9 protein-coding genes are annotated in these 17,837 nt (G+C 43.0%); 5 read left to right on the top strand and 4 right to left on the bottom strand.

Annotation, left to right across the window (positions count from 1 at the left end):
- Positions 1 to 212 precede the first annotated feature (212 nt).
- Positions 213 to 8,879: an S-layer homology domain-containing protein gene (locus tag CCC71_RS00180; RefSeq protein ID WP_296332592.1), complete on the top strand. Its 8,667-nt coding sequence runs from the start codon at positions 213 to 215 to the stop codon at positions 8,877 to 8,879.
- A 110-nt stretch (positions 8,880 to 8,989) separates the two neighbouring features.
- Here CCC71_RS00180 and CCC71_RS00175 read toward each other — a convergent pair whose 3' ends face one another.
- The 3 genes from CCC71_RS00175 to CCC71_RS00165 all read right to left on the bottom strand — a co-directional run bounded on the left by CCC71_RS00175 (position 8,990) and on the right by CCC71_RS00165 (position 11,200).
- Positions 8,990 to 9,916, bottom strand: a complete 927-nt coding sequence (locus CCC71_RS00175; RefSeq protein ID WP_296332590.1) for an ATP-binding protein — start codon at positions 9,914 to 9,916, stop codon at positions 8,990 to 8,992.
- A gap of 5 nt (positions 9,917 to 9,921) precedes the next feature.
- Positions 9,922 to 10,512 (bottom strand): AlbA family DNA-binding domain-containing protein, encoded by a 591-nt coding sequence (locus CCC71_RS00170; RefSeq protein ID WP_296332588.1) that lies wholly within the window; start codon positions 10,510 to 10,512, stop codon positions 9,922 to 9,924.
- Between the two features lie 244 nt (positions 10,513 to 10,756).
- Positions 10,757 to 11,200 (bottom strand): helix-turn-helix domain-containing protein, encoded by a 444-nt coding sequence (locus CCC71_RS00165; RefSeq protein WP_021840447.1) that lies wholly within the window; start codon positions 11,198 to 11,200, stop codon positions 10,757 to 10,759.
- A 287-nt stretch (positions 11,201 to 11,487) separates the two neighbouring features.
- Here CCC71_RS00165 and CCC71_RS00160 point away from each other — a divergent pair, with 287 nt between their 5' ends.
- A complete protein-coding gene (locus CCC71_RS00160; protein WP_021840448.1) occupies positions 11,488 to 13,110 on the top strand; it encodes an LPO_1073/Vpar_1526 family protein in 1,623 nt (540 codons plus the stop codon).
- A 101-nt stretch (positions 13,111 to 13,211) separates the two neighbouring features.
- Here CCC71_RS00160 and CCC71_RS00155 read toward each other — a convergent pair whose 3' ends face one another.
- Positions 13,212 to 13,928 carry a Crp/Fnr family transcriptional regulator gene (locus tag CCC71_RS00155; protein ID WP_021840449.1) on the bottom strand — a complete coding sequence of 239 codons (717 nt, stop codon included), beginning with the start codon at positions 13,926 to 13,928 and terminating at the stop codon, positions 13,212 to 13,214.
- Positions 13,929 to 14,141: 213 nt separating this feature from the next.
- Here CCC71_RS00155 and hcp point away from each other — a divergent pair, with 213 nt between their 5' ends.
- The 3 genes from hcp (at position 14,142) to sdaAA (ending at position 17,667) form a co-directional block, all read left to right on the top strand.
- Positions 14,142 to 15,713: a hydroxylamine reductase gene (hcp, locus tag CCC71_RS00150; RefSeq protein WP_021840450.1), complete on the top strand. Its 1,572-nt coding sequence runs from the start codon at positions 14,142 to 14,144 to the stop codon at positions 15,711 to 15,713.
- Between the two features lie 404 nt (positions 15,714 to 16,117).
- A complete protein-coding gene (gene sdaAB, locus CCC71_RS00145) occupies positions 16,118 to 16,798 on the top strand; it encodes an L-serine ammonia-lyase, iron-sulfur-dependent subunit beta (protein ID WP_021840451.1) in 681 nt (226 codons plus the stop codon).
- Positions 16,795 to 17,667, top strand: a complete 873-nt coding sequence (gene sdaAA / locus CCC71_RS00140) for an L-serine ammonia-lyase, iron-sulfur-dependent, subunit alpha (RefSeq protein WP_296332586.1) — start codon at positions 16,795 to 16,797, stop codon at positions 17,665 to 17,667. The genes sdaAB and sdaAA overlap by 4 nt, the downstream gene beginning before the upstream one ends.
- The last annotated feature ends 170 nt before the right edge of the window (positions 17,668 to 17,837 follow it).

Raw genomic sequence — 17,837 nt, 5'->3', positions numbered from 1 at the left:
CGGATTTTATTCAATATGTCTTTTTTTGTGCAAAAAAAGTAGGCGCCAAGAGGACACGCAACTAGCGTTTCTCTTTAGCGCCCCAAAATAAATTATAGAACCTTTATTTTTTTTGCTTTTTCTTTTGATTTAAGAAACATTTTATTTAATATTTAATTAAGTGAATTTTATTCAAAATAATCAAATAAGAAAAAGAGGAGGTTGTAGTCGTAATGAATAAGATTTATAAGGTTGTTTGGAGTAAGGTTCGAAATGCTTATGTAGTAGTTTCGGAAGTAGCAAAAAGTCATAGTAGAAACAAATCACAATCCGGTATGAAGGTAACCGGTGATTTGTTGCGCCTTGCTGTAGTAAGTAGTTTAGTTGTAGGTAGTGCATGGCTTAATCCTATGACAGCTGATGCAACAAACCAATGGGGGGCACGTGTTAATTTTGATAATGATACTACGGCTGTCAGTGGTACTGCAAGAGCAGATGGTAGAGGTGCAGTAGCTGTAGGTACGGCTACCGCAACCGGTGAGGATGCCCTTGCTTTGGGGACTGATGCATCTGCAACCGGTACGGAAACCGTTGCTATCGGTGGTGCCACTTCAGGCTATAATTATGCAATTGCAATGGGGGCTGGTGCTTTCGCCGGTGGTACATATTCAGTCGGCGGCGTAACTCAGAGTGGTGAAAATGCCATTGCTATTGGTCGCTCGGCTTTAGCCTACGGCCTCAATGATGTCGTCGTTGGTGCTAATCAGACGGCTATTGCTCCGACCACCACTGCGTCGGAAGATACGCCTGAGGGAACAGGCCTTAGCTCGGCTCTAGGCGGCCGTGTCATGATTGGCCATGACAATATTGCTTACGGTCGTGCCGGCAACTCGGTTATTGTAGGTTCAAATAACCGATCGAATGCTATTCATGGTATTGCCATCGGCCAGAATGCGTATGCCGGCCAACCTGATGGGAGTACGCTTGCCTATGAAAATACCATGTCCATCGGTACTAATACTCGTTCATACTCTACGGACGCTATCGCTATTGGTAATAATGCTGTTGCCGGTAATACCGATACTAGTAGAACTTCATATGACGGTAATGGTTTGGCTGCAGCTGCCATAGGTTCCGGGGCTAAAGCAACGTCGTTTCATACTGTAGCTATTGGTTCAGGAAGCCAGGCAACCGATATTAGTGCTGCCGCTATTGGTGATGGGGCTCTCGCAAGTGCCACCAGTACGTCTGCTTTCGGGGAGGCTGCTAAAGCTACGTCTGTTGGTTCTCTTGCTGCCGGTGCAGCTTCAGTTGCTAACAATCAATATACGACAGCTGTAGGTAACAGTGCTCAGGCAACCGGATTACGCTCTTTAGCGGTGGGTTTTACTGCTGTGGCCAGTGGTGGTGGCGCAATAGCTCAAGGTACGAATGCACAAGCAACTTCTTCGTATACGATGGCCCTGGGTTATGATACCGTAGCCAGTGCAGGTAGTTCTATGGCCATTGGCTATCAAGCCAAAGCAGTAGGTGGACGAAGTATTTCTATCGGCCGAGAAGCAACTGCAGGTACTGTATCAACCGGACCGGAATCTATTGCTATTGGTTATCAGGCGAGTTCTACGGCAGGTAATGCTATTGCCATAGGTAAAGGTTCTACTATTGATGGTTCGGCTACCACTGCTGTCGCTTTAGGGGATACTTCTGCAGCTAATGCAGTAGGCAGTGTTGCTATTGGTGCTAACTCTGTGGCAAGTCGTGCTGCAGATACGACCGGTGGCGGTTGGAATAATCAGGACAGCACTTGGAGAAGCTGGCTTTCTACAAAAGGCAATGCCGGAACTACTACCGGTGGGGCATGGAATAGCACGTCCGGTGTTGTTTCCATTGGTACTGATGGAGCCAATGGAACTGCGTTGACGCGTAAACTTACCGGTTTAGCGGCCGGTCAGTATGATACGGATGCCGTGAACATGAAGCAATGGACAAATACCATGCTTGCTACTACCGGTGATTTCAAAGACAGTAGCTATACTACTACCTATGGTTCTGACGGCACACCGCGTACAGTTACTAAGCTTTTAAATCAATCGTTGAAGATTACGGGTGGTGTAGATAATACACTGTATTATCAGTCTGATTTTGCGGCTCAACCTAATATCGGGGCTATCATCAGTGATAATACAGTTACACTTCGCCTCAATAAAACACTTCGCGGTTTGGAAACGATTTATTTAACAAATCCGACTACCGGCAACGCCACAACTGTTAGCGGGAATGGCGTTACTATCAGACCTAAATCCGGTAGTAATGTAACTTTGACCACCGCCGGTCTTAATAATGGCGGTAATAAGATAACTAACGTTGCTGCAGGTACGGCCGGTACAGATGGTGTTAACGTCAGTCAATTGAATCAAGCTATTGCCGGTGTTAGCGGTGGCTCCGGTACGACGACTACCGTTACTGTTGAAGGCGGTACGGCAGCCGGTACAAGTGGTACCTATACAGGTAATAATTTACAACTTACGTCAACGACCGGAACAGGTACAGCGACGTATGACTTAAAACTTGCCGATAACGTAACCTTAGGTAGCACAGGCACCAGTGGTACAAATGGTTCCCTTACGGTTAACGGTACAGGCGGCTCTTCTGTAGCTGTTGATGGTGCAACGGGTTCTGTTGCCTTAACCGGTACAGACGGCTCTACAGCTACTATCACAGCCGGTACGTCGGCAAATGATGTGAACGGTAATTCTATTAACCGTATTACAGCAGGTGGACAAACTGTAGCAACCTTGAACGACGGTATGGTATATACCGGCGACACAGGTTCGGCTGCTGTTAAATTAAATAAAACAGTAAATATTGTTGGTGGCGAAACCGATTCATCCAAACTATCTACCGATAATAATATTGGTATTGTGGCCGCTCAAGATGGCGACAATGGCAAATTAACCGTTCGCTTGGCTAAAGATATTACCGGTTTGAATACGGTAGAAGCGGGCGATGCTGTATTAGGTAACCAAGGCGTTGTGACAGCCGGTGGTGTAGCTCAAGACGGCAGCTATGTAACCGGTTTAGACAATACGACTTGGAATGTAACAAATCCTGACATCGTAACCGGTCGTGCAGCGACTGAAGATCAGCTCAAAACCGTAAGCGATGCAGTGACTGCTGTTTCCGACGGTACCAGTGCTAATGCAACCGGTGGTTTTGGCTTGACTGATGATAGCGGTACAGCTGTAAAACAGGACCTTGGCAAAACAATTCAAGTTGCCGGTGACGGTAATGTTACGACTACGGCCGGAGACGGTAAAATTACTGTTGGTTTGAGCAATACTGTTGCGCTTGGCGACAAAGGTACTACCGATGGTTCTATGACTGTTAATGGTGCTGACGGTTCTTCCGTTGCAATTAATGGTTCTAACGGTTCTATCGTAATGAATACAGCTGATGGTTCTCCTGTAACCATTCAGGCAGGAACCAGTGCTAATGACGTAACCGGATCCCCTGTTAACCGTATTACCGTAGGCGGTCAAACTGTTGCAACTCTTAATGACGGTATGAAATACGGCGGTGACTTCGGTACAGTTTCCAATGTAAAACTCAACAATCAAGTAGATGTAAAAGGTGAAGCAGCAACGGAAGCTGATTTGACGACCGGTAACATCGGCGTTGTTTCCAGCCAAGCCGGCGACAACGGTTTATTAACGGTTAAACTTAATAAAGATATCAACTTAGGTTCTACCGGTTCCTTAACTTTTGGTAGCGGCGATAATACGGTAAGCCTTTCTAATAGTGGCCTTAATAACGGTGGCAATAAGATTACCAATGTTGCAACCGGTACAGATGGTACAGATGCTGTTAACGTGGATCAGTTGACCAAGGCTATAGCAGGTGTAAGTGCCGGTGAAGGCAGCAAGACAAATCTTACTGTTGAAGGCGGTACTGCAGCCGGAACCAGTGGTAACTATGCAGGCAGCAATTTGCAGATTACTGAAAAAACCGAAACAACCGGAGCTACGACGTATGATGTGAAGTTGGCGGATACTATTACCTTAGGTAGTGAAACCGACAGTGCAGCCGGTACAGAAGGGACCGACGGCTCTATCACGGTAAATGGTAAAGACGGCTCTTCCGTAGCTATTAACGGTGCTGACGGTTCTATCGCTTTGAATACAGCTGACGGTTCTCCTGTAACCATCCAGGCAGGCACAAGTGCTAATAACTTAGCCGGTAATCCTGTTGATCGTATTACTGTAGGCGGCCAGACGGTGGCGACTATGAGCGACGGTCTTAAATTCGCCGGTGATGACGGTCAGAGTGATACAACTAAAGTTATTCCTAAGACACTTAACGAGCAATTAGATATTGTTGGCGGTGCTGAAGGAGAATTGACGGACAAAAACATTGGCGTCAACAACGTTAACGGCCAGTTAAAAGTTCAGTTAGTGAAAGATGTTGATTTAGGTTCTACCGGTTCCTTAACCTTAGGTAACACGGTTGTTAATAATAATGGCATTACGATTACGCCTGCTACAGGTGACCCTGTGTCCTTGACAGGTTCCGGTCTTGACAATGGTAATAATGTCATCAGCAATGTGGCAACCGGTGTTAAAGGCACGGATGCTGTCAACGTAGATCAGTTGACCAAGGCAATTGCAGGTGTAAGTGCCGGTGAAGGCAGCAAGACAAACCTTACTGTTGAAGGCGGTACTGCAGCCGGTACAAGTGGTAACTATACAGGCAGCAACTTGCAGGTAACTGAAAAAACTGAAACAACCGGTGCAACGACTTATGATGTGAAATTGGCAGATAATATTACTTTAGGTAGTGCTGCTGATAGTGCTGCAGGCACAGAAGGGACGGACAGCTCCATTACCGTAAATGGTAAAGCTGGTTCTGCAGTAGCGATTAACGGTGCTGACGGCTCTATCGCTTTGAATACAGCTGACGGTTCGCCTGTTACTATTAAAGCCGGCACGGCTGCTAACGATGTAAACGGTAACTCCATTGACCGTGTTACTGTAGGCGGTGCGACTGTAGCTACGCTTGATGACGGCATGGTATATACCGGCGATACAGGTTCCGTGATAACAGGCAACACTGTTGTTAATAATGATGGCGTAAAAGTTGGCGATACAGCTCTTACAAGCGGCGGTTTAACAATTACTAACGGCCCGTCCGTAACAACCGGCGGCATCGATGGCGGTAGCAAACAGATTACTAATGTAGCTAGCGGTTATGATGGTGTTGATGCTGATGGTAACCCAACTTATAACAACCTTACCAATGGTGCCAATATCGGTGACATTAAAAATATTACCGATGCGGCTAAAACCGAATTAACTAATGATGGCTTGAATTTCACGGCTGATAGTGGTGATTCCGTACACCGTAACCTTGGTGAAACTTTAAATATTGCCGGTGACGGCAACATTACAACTACCAGTGATGCAACTAACGGTAAAATTACCGTAGGCTTGAGTAATACTCTTTCTGTCGGTACAAGAGGCAAAGATGGTGAAGATGGTAGTGTAACTGTAAACGGTAAAGACGGTTCTTCCGTTGTTATTAACGGTAAAGACAGTTCTATTGGTTTAACCGGTCCTGCCAATGGTGACAGAGCTCCGGGCAAAACTATTACTATAAAAGGCGTTGATGGTATAGATGGTGTTAAGGGTGTAGACGGAAAAGTTGTTGACCGTATCGTAGTAAACGATCAAACAGTAGCCACTTTGAATGATGGCCAGAAGTATGCCGGTGACAATGCTAAGGAAGATGGCACTAATGTCATCGCTAAGAAACTTAACGAACAGTTAGATATCGTTGGTGGTGCTGATGCCGACAAATTAACTGAAAATAACATCGGTGTTAACAACGTTAACGGTAAATTAAAAGTTCAATTAGTAAAAGATGTTAACTTAGGCGATGAGGGTTCATTAAGAGTAGGTAGTGCAGTTTTGGGGAAACAAAAGGCAAGTACAGCAAGTGGTATTTCTCAAACAGGTACTTACTTAACCGGCTTAGATAATACGGCTTGGAATACGACTAACCCTGATGCTGTAAGTGGTCGTGCCGCTACTGAAGATCAACTTAAAGCTCTTAACGATAAGGTAAATACTATTTCAACAAGCACCGGTGGCGGTGAATTTGGTTTGACTGCAGACAGTGGTGATGCAGTTAAACAAAATCTCGGCGAAACAATCCAAATTGCCGGCGATGGTCAGAATATTACAACTACAGCTGATGCTGCTAATGGTAAGATTACTGTAGGTTTAAGTAATAATCTCTCTATCGGTGCAAAAGACGGTTCTGATGGCACAGATGGCGTAGACGGTAAGATTGGTATCAACGGTAAAGATGGTTCATCCGTTGTTATCAACGGCAAGGACGGTTCTATCGGTTTAACCGGTCCTGCCGGTGCTGACGGAACACCTGGTACAACTGTAAATATTAAAGTTGGTCCTAGTGTTGACGATGTAAACGGCTCCCCTGTTGATCGTATTACTGTAGGCGGTAATACTGTAGCTACCTTGAGCGACGGCATGAAATACGGTGGCGACTTCGGTAATACCTCTAAAGTTAAATTGAACAACCAAGTTAATGTAAAAGGCAATGCAACTAACGAAGCTGACTTAACTGATGGTAATATCGGTGTTGTATCCAGCCAGGATAGCGATAACGGTCAATTGTTGATTAAGTTGAACAAAGACTTGAACCTCTCTGATAAAGGTTCCGTAACTATTGGCAACACCGTAATTAACAACAGCGGTGTAACTATCGGTAGCGGTACAAGTGCGGTAAGTCTTACTGATAAAGGCCTCAATAACGGTGGTAACCAAATTACTAATGTGGCCAGCGGTACAACCGGTAAGACGTATGACAACACTAAAGCTGGTCAGGAAAACTGGAATAACGCGGCCAATATCGGTGATTTGAACACGGCTATTAATGACATCAAAGGTCAAGCAAACGGTGGCTTCGGCTTAACAGCTGATGACGGCAAGTCTGTAAAGCAAGATTTAGGTCAGACGATTACTGTAGCCGGTGATAAAAACATCGAAACAAAAGTAACCGATGACGGCAAATTACAAGTAGGCTTGAAAGACAATATAGATCTTGGTCAAAAAGGGTCTATTACAGCCGGCAACACAACTATTGACAAAGAAGGCGTTGCTACTGACAAGATTACTGTTAAAGATTCCGGTATTTCCATCGACAAAGATGGCATTAATGCAGGCAATACTGTAATCAAGAACGTAGGTAGTGGTCTTGGCAATAACTATGATACAAGTGTGGAAGGTCAAGAAAACTACAACAACGGTGCTAACATCGGTAACGTGTACAATATTGCTAAGGGCCAAGCTGAGGCTGCGAAAGCTCAGTCCGGTAAGAATATTACCGTTGATAAAAACAATAAAGTTAACTTGAATAATAATATCACTCTTGGTGATAATACTGATCCGGCGAAACAAGTTAACATCGACGGTAATGGTGCAACCGTGACAGCCGGCAGTGGTGATAACCAAGTTAAGCTGGATGGTTCCAAAGGTCATATTTCCGCAGGCGGTGTTGTTCTTGGCAATCAAGACAACACGGCAGGCGACAGCAATCCGGCAACAGGCAGTTACCTTACCGGTTTGGATAATACTAAGTGGGATGGCCAAAACATTCAATCCGGTCGTGCAGCTACGGAAGATCAGTTGAAAGCGGTTGATGATAAGATTACCGGAGGTCGTGTGTTCGAAGGCGACGACGGTGCTGATAATAAAGTGTCTGTTGGCCTTGGTGATACCTTGAAACTCAACGGTGGTGCTGATGCTTCTAACTTATCCAGCGGTAATATCGGCGTCGTAAAAAATGCTAACGGTGATGGTCTTGATATTAAACTTGTTAAAGACTTAACCGGTCTTGATAGTGTAACAACCGGTAATGCGACTATTAATAATAGTGGTGTTACCATTAAGACGGTAGACAGTGATCGTACAATCACTATTCAGGATAGCAATATCAACATGGGTAACAACGTGGTGAGCGGTGTTGCTGACGGTGTCGTTGCTCCAGGCTCCACCGATGCAATTAATGGTAGCCAACTTGCTCAACGTGACCAGGCTATTAACAACATAGGTGGTGCGGTAAATAAATCAGATAACCGTATTAATAAAGTTGGTGCCGGTGCAGCCGCTTTGGCAGCCCTTCATCCACAGGACTTCGATCCTGATGACAAATGGGATTTTGCCTTCGGTTATGGCAATTATAACGGTGCAAGTGCCGGTGCACTTGGTGCCTTTTACAAACCTAACGAAGATACTACCTTCTCCATCGGTGGTACTATCGGTGGCGGCGAAAATATGATCAACGCCGGTGTATCCTTCAAATTGGGCCAAGGCAATAACGTATCCAACTCCCGTGTTGGTGTGGCTAAAGAAGTGCGAGATCTTCGAGCCGGTATGGCCAAACTTGAAGAATTAGTTAATAATCAAAATGCCGTGATTAATCGTCAAAGTGAATTGATTAATCAGTTGACTGGTCAAAATCCGGGTAGACTTCAGGAAGAAAACAGCGAACTCTTCCCTGATGTGCCAGATAATCATTGGGCTTATGAATATGTGACTAAACTTCATGAACTTGGTATCATCGAAGGTTATCCTGACGGAACTTTCGGTGGCGATCGTATGATGACTCGCTATGAATTTGCAACGATCGTATACCGAGCTATTATGGCAGGTGCTGCTTCTAATGCGGCTCTTAAAGGCGACAATACCTTAAGTCGTTTGGCTAAAGAATTCTCGCCGGAACTCAAATACATCCGTATTGACACGGTAAGAAAAGACAAAGATGGTAATCCAACCATTCAACGTGTCCGTATCGTTCCGGAAAATAAGGATAAATACTAAGAGTTTTGTTTCACTAACGGATTTTGAATAGTACATTAATTAGTTTTTGCGAAATAAAAATAGTGCGTATTGAAGGGGAAAATCTTCAATACGCACCATTTTTTATGCTTTTATAACTTACTTTTTTTAGATCTTGTATAAATTTGCTTTACTTTTTCCGTCACTGCCTCTAATGATTTAATGAATTCCAACTCTGAGAGATTTCTTGAATAGGTTCTATTTCTGTTGCCACCATGTTTACTAATTAATTTTTGTGCATATAATTTTTCAAGGGCATCCCTAACTTGAGAATCAGTATAATGGGGTAATATTTTCATTATATCTTTTTTTGATGAAGAGTGTGTTGGAGAGATAGTGATTACGGCATAGATGTCCTTTTCAATTTGTGGTAAATTTAAAGAATCAATAAGATGTGCAATCCATAGCTTTAGTCTCGTTTCTTCAATGGTAGATTCTATTTCAGGTAATTTAAAGTCATTTTTTTTGACAACATCTATGATTTTCTGACTACCACTGCCGGCTCTTTCTGCAGCCCCCATTTTTGTAAATAATGAAATAAGAGTAGGGTTTCTGGCTATAGACCTGCTTCCAAAGAAAAATTCATCTTTAGTAATTTTCATTTTACCAGGATTCAAGAATTTATAGTATAAATCGTGAACTTCGGCGATAAGTGTAGGATGGCTTGACAAATAATCTGCATGGACAATCATATTTACGAAGGCTTCTCTAAGTGCTATGAGTAACTCCCCGGGAGGTTTTCTGGTGGTTTGGTTATCTAATTCAAAATTTCTATCGATGCTTAGTCTTAACTTTTCCATTACTATTTCATAATAGTTGAATAAATTTAAATTTTCAAACTCTAAGTCTTCCGAGTCTACTCTATCACGCCAACGCTCGGTAGAGCCTCTTTTATCAAAGTAGTCAACGTGGTAGGCTGGGATATAGGATTTAATGCTGTTAAGTTTTCCGAAGAATAATAGTCCTGCTAAGGTTAGTTTTTGCTTTCCATCAACTCTATCGCGTACGAATACATCCATATTACTTAAAAAGTTGGAATATCCTGAGTATCGAATTGTCTTGATGGTGCACGCTTATGAAGAATTGCCTTATACTTGATAATAGACGTCATATCAAGGTCGTCGATTGTAAAGTTATTAAGTAACTCACGATCTAACTCGTGATTTGTATCTCTTAGTATACTCGATAATTCATCTTTAGTGATTTTATGATCTCCGGAGCCTCTCCTAACGTAAGCATTTGCTAAATGGTTATTCAAATATACAGGTTTGTCATCAAATGGCGCTTCTGGGATTTCACATACAATAATATTTTTGGATTTGTATGATAGAGAAAAAATCGCGTCAGGCGATGTAAATAGGTTGCGACTTACTTTGTCACTACGTGCTGTAGAAATGATATCGTCTATATATTTTTGTGTATTTTCAATTCCTAAAACTTCAAATTCTGGTGAATCGGTAATCCCTAGTACAATTATTCCGCCGTTTGTATTTGCAAATGCAGAATATGTTTCCCAAAAACTTTTGGGGACTCCGTTGGTAGCGGTTTTTACTTCGAATGTTATGTTCTCACCCGCTAATAATAATCTATCTAAATCTTGTGCTGTAATATTCATTGAACCCCCCGCAATAATTGAATGATGCAATCATTCAATTAGATGAAACACAAATAAACCCCAATAAACTTAAATAACTTTTTGTAATCTAAAGTGCCAAAAAGCCAAGTAATATAAGGAAAACTCAAATTGTTAGTGTTTTAAAACTTTAATAAAACCCAAATAACGACCTAATAAACCCCGATAAAATATTTCCTGTTATGATGTATTAAATGAATGTTAGGTGCTTATAATAATAAGCATTCTATTTTGAGAGGCTTTTGGCCAACTTTATGGAAGTTTCCAGTGATATTTTTAACAGTTCTCTCGTTTCATCGTCTAATATTTTATTACCATTATAAAAATTTATGGAGTCTTTATTATCTAATTCGTCAAAAAGTGTTTGTAGCTGTACTTGTATGTCTCTTTTTCGATTCTCTGTATTTGATATTTTTTTAGTATCTATAAATGTATCGGCAAAGCGTGGATCTAAATCTGCTATGGAACAATTTAAGGCATTAGCTAATTTTTGAACATTAGTTGCATTTGGAGTCGAGCGCATTGCAAAATATCCGGAAATCGTTGATGCTGGAATACCGGTTAGTTTTGATAATTCATTTTGTGTGATATTTGGGGTATACTTCTTTAGATTTTCCGAAATTTGCTTCCTAAGTCCCTTTTCAAATTCATTGAGCGCGTTTCTAGGCATACGAGTCACTCCTTTCTTTAATTATATTTTAACGAATAAAGTCGTTATTTACAAGGAAAAAGAATGAAAACGAGAAAAATCGTTTTATTAATTTATGGCGTATATATAATGACTTTTATGGAGGAAATTCTTTTACTATAAATCTCCTATCTTCATTGGCGAATACCCCAAGATGTGGTAACATAATATAATAATATAGGAATAAATAGAAAGGCCGACACGGATTTTTGACAAGCATTAATCGTGTGGTCTATATAATTCTAATAAACTACGGCAGGAGGAAGAAAATGTCTGCATTTATACCATATTTAGTCGTATTGGGCGTTATCGTCTTGTTTTTCGGAGTCTGTTATTTAGTATTCCGTGACAGCGGTAAGTCTAAAGAAGCTGAAGCTTTAGCCAATGAAAGAGTGAGCAACGGCGATTATTACGAGCGTAAACGTCGTGATCACGGCGCCGCTTACTATCGTGAGGATGCGAAACAGAATAGAGATAATTATAGATCCGGCAGTGCAGTTGGCAGTACCCGTCAAGAAGCAGGCGATGGCCGTCAAGAAACATCCGATAAAGAGATGGCCACCACATTCGTTCCTTTGTCTAATACGCAAATGGAATCCGATTTTCATAATGCGATGACGGAACCGTCGGCATCGCGATTCGGCTCGGCCCATGAGGATTCCTCGGAAGGCAGTTTAAACCGTGACATAGTGTCTGATTTGGACATTACGAAGCCTATGCTTAAAATTCCGACCGAACCGCCAACAGCCGCTTTAGATGACAGCGAATTAACGCGTCGTATTCATCGTGTGACACCGACTGAAGCAACGTCGGAGGAAGTTGCGGCTGATGCAACTCGTATCATTCCGATTGTGCGTGAACATGCAGGTTCTGATGCTACCGCTCATGGCACCGGTCACGGTGCAAGCCATATCGGCTATGGTGAGCCGGACATGTCCGACTTAATTACCCTTGGCACATCGCACTTCATGAGTTCTTTCGGTGCTGTTAGCGCCAGCACTAAAGAACAGGTATTGGATATTACTAAAACGGCTTTCGACCGCTTAGGCATCACCGCCAGTGGTGAATTACATGCCTTGTTGGAAAATATCGTGGTGCAGGAAGCCTTGCTTTGTATGCAAAAAGCTTACGCTACGACACCAACCGTTTGGATGAAGGAAACCGCTATTGAGGCCTTTGTGGACGTAGTACAGCAGCCTAAATCCAGTACGCCGTACCTGGTAGCTTTTGACGCTTTGCGCATTTTGCCGCATTTGCAGCTCGGTCATTTTCAGATTATGGCCTTGGCGTTATTGCTTCAATACTCCCGTAACTCCAACAACTACAGCTTGGAACATTTACAGCATTATGTAGATAAATATATCGAGCCGTTCTTGTCCGAATTGCCACGGGAAGAAGCTATGTATCGTCAATTGGATTACCTTCGTTGCTCCATTCAAGAGCCGGAACGTAATACCTTCTGGGATATTATGGTTCATTCCTATCCGCTCGTATTCGGTTATGCCGGTTTTGACAAAGACGAATTGACCCGTGCTTTGCGCGGTAATTATTTGGATGCTCGCTATGTGGTGAAAAGTGTAAACTCTCCGCTTCTTAAATTAGCGGTTGTTGATGAAGGCTTGGCACCGCGCTACTTCCAGATGGCTCATTTGGATAATCCGGAAATTCAGCAACACATTTTAGGGTTAGCGATGAGCAAACCGGTTGATTTTAACTCTACCGAACGCAAACAGGTATTGGAATACATTTCACCGGTATTGCCTAAAGTGGCTGATATGTATGACTCCATGCCGCTTAGCCATTCCAGCTTGACGCTCTTGGGCCTCTATTTAGGGCGTGCCCATGTGAAAGTAACCATTGGTGAAGAGTTCGATTTGTCCCCTTGGTTCTAAAAAATCCATTGTGTATATGTAAATAACAGATTATAGATGTACTATAATGTATATAAATAAAGCGTGTACCTCCGAGTCAAAACTCGAGGGTACACGCTTTTTTAAAAGCTATATTCGTTAATCGCATTTAAATCCAATAGTTTTACTTTTTTGCCTTCAAATTCGATTATCTTTTCATCCTGCAAGCGGCCCAGTTCGCGGCTTAAGGATGTGCGCGATACATTGAGCACGTCCGCCATTTCCTGACGGTTGTGGGGCAGGCGAATCGGGTTTTGTTTTTGGTAAGTATATAAATCGTCAAAGTAGGCAAAAATTCGTTCGCGCATCCCTTTTAAGGATAAATAGTGAACCTTACGGGTGAGGGCCAAGGCTTTTTCAGACATGTCATGCAACAAATTGGTTAGAATCTGCACCTGGCAGGCATCGCAATTGTTGAATGATGTGGTGAAAGCCGATTTTGGCAAAAACAATACCGTACTGTCCAAGGTGGTTTGGATGGTGGCCGGCCAATTGGGCATGTCCGTGAAAAGAATGGCCTCGCCGAACATGGCAGACGGCGTGAGATCGGTCATAATTGTTCGCTGACCCAAGACGTTTTCGCGGGTCAGGTGAGCATGACCTTTGAGTAAAATGCCAATCCCTTCCATGGGTTCGCCGGCAATGGCGATAAAGCTATTTTTTTTATAATTGGATATAGATAAGTTCGGTGAACTTAAGAAGCGACGCAACTGTTCTTCCGAAAGGTCGCGGAATAAGGGACTGCTGCTGAGCACAGCCAGATATTCCGTTACAAGTTCAGTAGATAATCCGATATGCATAGGAGCCTCCTTAATATAAAATTTTTGTAAATGTTGCCATAGCTACAGTTTTTTACCTATAAGTATACTATACTTTAAATGTAGTCACAAAGTAAACAACTTGCGATAAGTGACAATTTGATTTTGTAATAAGCAAGTATTTTATATTTTTTTACTTTCTTACGAGTGTTAAGAAAGTACAGTGTCGGGAGAGTCCCGAAGAAGGAGGCTATTATGAGTATGTTTTGTTTCCAATGTGAACAGTCTGCAAATCCTGGTGGTTGTACAGTACAGGGCGTATGTGGTAAAACCGCACCGGTAGCTAACAAACAGGATGAGTTGACGTCCGCCTTGATCGGTTTGGCACGTGCTTGTGATGCAAAAGGCGCTTCTGCTAAAGAATACCAATTATTGAAACAGGGCTTGTTCATGTGCGTAACAAACGTTAACTTCGACGAAGAACGTGTTCAAGAATTCATTAATCGCGTAGAAGCAGCTCGTCAAGCAATTGACGCTAGCGCTCAGGACTTCGATTGGGAAGCTCTCTGGGTAGGCGAAGAAGATATCATCTCCTTACGCTCCACTTTATTACTCGGCATGCGCGGTATGGCAGCTTACGCTTGGCATGCATCCGTACTCGGCTATGATGATGCTGAAGTAGATGCTTGGTTCGTAAAAGGCCTCGTTGAATTTGCCAAAGATCACAGCGCTGACGAATGGCTCGCTTTGTTGATGGAATTCGGTCACATCAACCTCAAATGTATGGCCTTGCTCGACTCCGCTAACACTGAAAGCTATGGCACACCGGTTCCGACTAAAGTTTCCTTGACTGTAGAACCTGGTCCATTCATCGTAGTAACCGGCCATGATTTACACGACCTCAAAATGTTATTGGAACAATCCGAAGGTAAAGGTGTTAACATCTATACTCATGGTGAAATGCTTCCTTGCCACGCATATCCTGAACTTAAAAAATATGCGCACTTAAAAGGTAACTTCGGTACTGCTTGGCAGAACCAGCAGAACGAATTCGATGGCGTTCCGGCAGCTTTCTTATTCACTACTAACTGCTTAATGGTTCCTCGTGAATCTTATGAAGACAACATTTTCACCACCGATATGGTAGGTTTCCCTGGTTTGAAACATGTGGAAACTAACGAAGACGGTACGAAAGACTTCTCCGCAGTTATTGAAAAAGCTCTTGAACTCGGCGGTTATAGCGAAGCTCAAGAATTCACCGGTATTAACGGCGGCCACGAAGTAACAACCGGTTTCGGTCATGGTACCGTACTCAGCATTGCGGACAAAGTAATTGATGCTGTTAAAGCCGGCGCTATTAAACACTTCTTCTTGGTTGGTGGTTGTGACGGTGCTAAAGTAGGCCGTAACTACTATACTGAATTCGTAAAACAGACTCCGAAAGACACTGTTGTATTGACTTTGGCTTGCGGTAAATATCGTTTCAACGACCTTGAAATCGGCGAAATCGGCGGCATCCCTCGTATGCTCGATATGGGTCAGTGTAACGATGCTTACTCCGCTATTCAGGTAGCCGTAGCGCTTGCCGGCGCCTTCGAATGCGACGTAAACGACTTGCCGTTGACTTTGGTATTGTCCTGGTACGAACAAAAAGCGGTATGTATCTTGTTAACCTTGTTAGCATTGGGTATCCGCAACATCTATATCGGACCTACTTTGCCAAAATTCTTATCCAGCAACGTATTGGGCATCTTGGTAGAAAAATTCCAGTTACACCCAATTACTACACCGGAAGCTGATATGAAAGCTATCCTTGGCAATAACTAATATAAACATATTATAGATTAATCGTTAAAATAATATAGTTGATAGTTTGCGGTTGTATAGTGATGTCCATCCCGTGATTACTTATGTTTCTCGTTAATTATCAATTAAAATTTCTCATAGCTCCCTCGAAAGAGGGAGCTATTTTTTATATTTTTTTATGCAGTGGGTACTTTTTTGAATAATTCGTTCGTCTGCCGTGTACCTTGCAAACCGCGTAGCAATAGGCTTTATGAGCAAATGAGAATCTTAAAAGAATTAATATGCATAAAAAGTATGACCGTGTCTATTCTATGGAAACAAACTATGGTATAATACAAATTAAGGAAATTCAAGGGTTTACCCTGAATTAGTTTGTGAGAAATGCACAGTGCAGGTGTGATAATGTTTTCTTAGGGAGGACATAAATGAGTAGTATCTTTGAGATTATCGGACCGGTTATGATTGGTCCATCCAGCTCTCATACTGCCGGAGCTGCCCGTTTAGGTAAAATGGCTCGCTCTATTTTCAAAGAGCCCATTGATCGCGTTGATTTAACCTTATACGGTTCTTTTGCCAAAACCTATAAAGGTCATGGTACGGATCGTGCCTTGGTAGGTGGTCTTTTGGGATTTGATGCGGAAGACGAACGCATTCGTGACGCATTTAAAGACGCTGCGGAAGCTAATTTGCAGTATCAGTTCATTGAATCGTCTGAAGAAGGCGGTCATCCGAACGAAGTTAAATTCGATCTTTACAGCAAAGACGGTCATCATATGAGCATTGTAGGTCGTTCCTTGGGCGGTGGCCGTATTTTGGTGACAAATGTAAACAACTTGGAAGTGGAGATTTCCGGTGAAGACTTTACTATTTTGACATTCCATCATGATTGTCCGGGGGTTATTGCTTGGGTAACGAGCCGCCTTGGTCAAGCAAGTGTTAATATTTCGACGATGAAAGTGTTCCGCAAACGTAAGCATTGTGAAGCCGTTATGTTGATCAATACGGATGAACCGGTTGATACACAAGTTATGGCGGACATTCAGAATCATAAAAGTATTTCCTCCGTTATGTATTTTGAACCTTTGGAAAAGGCGGTAGCAGAATGAGTTATTTATATGATACATTAGCCGACTTGGCGCATTTAAGCGATACCCATAATTTACCTATGTGGGAAATTGTAACTCGCGCCGAAATGGAAGCGTCCGGTCAATCTCGCGAAGCCATTGAGAAAGAAGCTTTGCGTCGTATTCAGATTTTTAAAGATTCCGTTGTCAACGGTATTGAAGACCGTAAACGTACGGTGAGCGGTATGTCCGGTGGACAGGCTCACGTTTTGTTGGAACATACGCCGCGCTTAATGAGCCCGACAGCTTATAAAGCCTTAACGTATGCGATTGCGGTTAATGAAGCGAATGCCAAAATGTTCCGTGTTGTAGCCTGTCCTACAGCCGGTTCCTGCGGTGTTATGCCCGGTACGATGTGCGCTGTAGCCGAAGAGTTGAAGCTTGATGATGAGGCTATGTTACGCGGTTTCTTTATGGGTGCCGGTATCGGCAACGTTATTACGAATCAAGCCTGTGTAGCCGGTGCCGTAGGCGGTTGTCAGGCCGAAGTAGGTTCCGCTGCCGCCATGGCGGCCGGTGCCGTGGTAGCTATGCTTGAAGGCACTACTAAACAGGCTATTAATGCAGTTGCGCTTTGCCTCAAAAATGTATTGGGCTTAGTATGCGACCCGGTTGGGGGTCTTGTAGAAGTACCTTGTGTAAAACGTAACGGTATTTATGCCGTTCATGCCCTTAGTGCCGCTGAAATGGCTATGGCCGGCTTGATCAGCCAGATTCCGGTTGATGAAGTGATTGAAGCCATGGATCGCATCGGTCGCGCGTTGCCAAGCACATTGCGTGAAACCAGTGAAGGTGGTTTGGCTACTACTGAAACCGGTCGTCGCATTGCTAAACAATTAGCGGAAATGTAAGAGTGCGTCATTAAAACGTCTTTATGAGAAAACTCATGAAGGCGTTTTTTTATTATTCAGGTATCTCGAAAGGGTGAATTCAATACATGGGTATGTTATAATAAATTATCGTGATAAGAGTGAGGTGATATGGGTGAGTTGGTTTACATCAAAGAAAATAACGTTAGAGC

The organism is Veillonella sp. LMAG:90 (assembly GCF_008679445.1).
In the GTDB taxonomy this organism is placed as follows: Bacteria; Bacillota; Negativicutes; order Veillonellales; family Veillonellaceae; genus Veillonella_A.
This window is presented reverse-complemented; position numbering and strand designations above follow the sequence as displayed.

What these genes read in the sequence shown, in the direction of transcription:
- CCC71_RS00180 (WP_296332592.1), top strand. Translation starts at nt 213, where the DNA reads ATGAATAAGATTTATAAGGTTGTTTGGAGTAAGGTTCGAAATGCTTAT.
- CCC71_RS00175 (WP_296332590.1), bottom strand. Translation starts at nt 9,916, where the DNA reads ATGGATGTATTCGTACGCGATAGAGTTGATGGAAAGCAAAAACTAACC.
- CCC71_RS00170 (WP_296332588.1), bottom strand. Translation starts at nt 10,512, where the DNA reads ATGAATATTACAGCACAAGATTTAGATAGATTATTATTAGCGGGTGAG.
- CCC71_RS00165 (WP_021840447.1), bottom strand. Translation starts at nt 11,200, where the DNA reads ATGCCTAGAAACGCGCTCAATGAATTTGAAAAGGGACTTAGGAAGCAA.
- CCC71_RS00160 (WP_021840448.1), top strand. Translation starts at nt 11,488, where the DNA reads ATGTCTGCATTTATACCATATTTAGTCGTATTGGGCGTTATCGTCTTG.
- CCC71_RS00155 (WP_021840449.1), bottom strand. Translation starts at nt 13,928, where the DNA reads ATGCATATCGGATTATCTACTGAACTTGTAACGGAATATCTGGCTGTG.
- hcp (WP_021840450.1), top strand. Translation starts at nt 14,142, where the DNA reads ATGAGTATGTTTTGTTTCCAATGTGAACAGTCTGCAAATCCTGGTGGT.
- sdaAB (WP_021840451.1), top strand. Translation starts at nt 16,118, where the DNA reads ATGAGTAGTATCTTTGAGATTATCGGACCGGTTATGATTGGTCCATCC.
- sdaAA (WP_296332586.1), top strand. Translation starts at nt 16,795, where the DNA reads ATGAGTTATTTATATGATACATTAGCCGACTTGGCGCATTTAAGCGAT.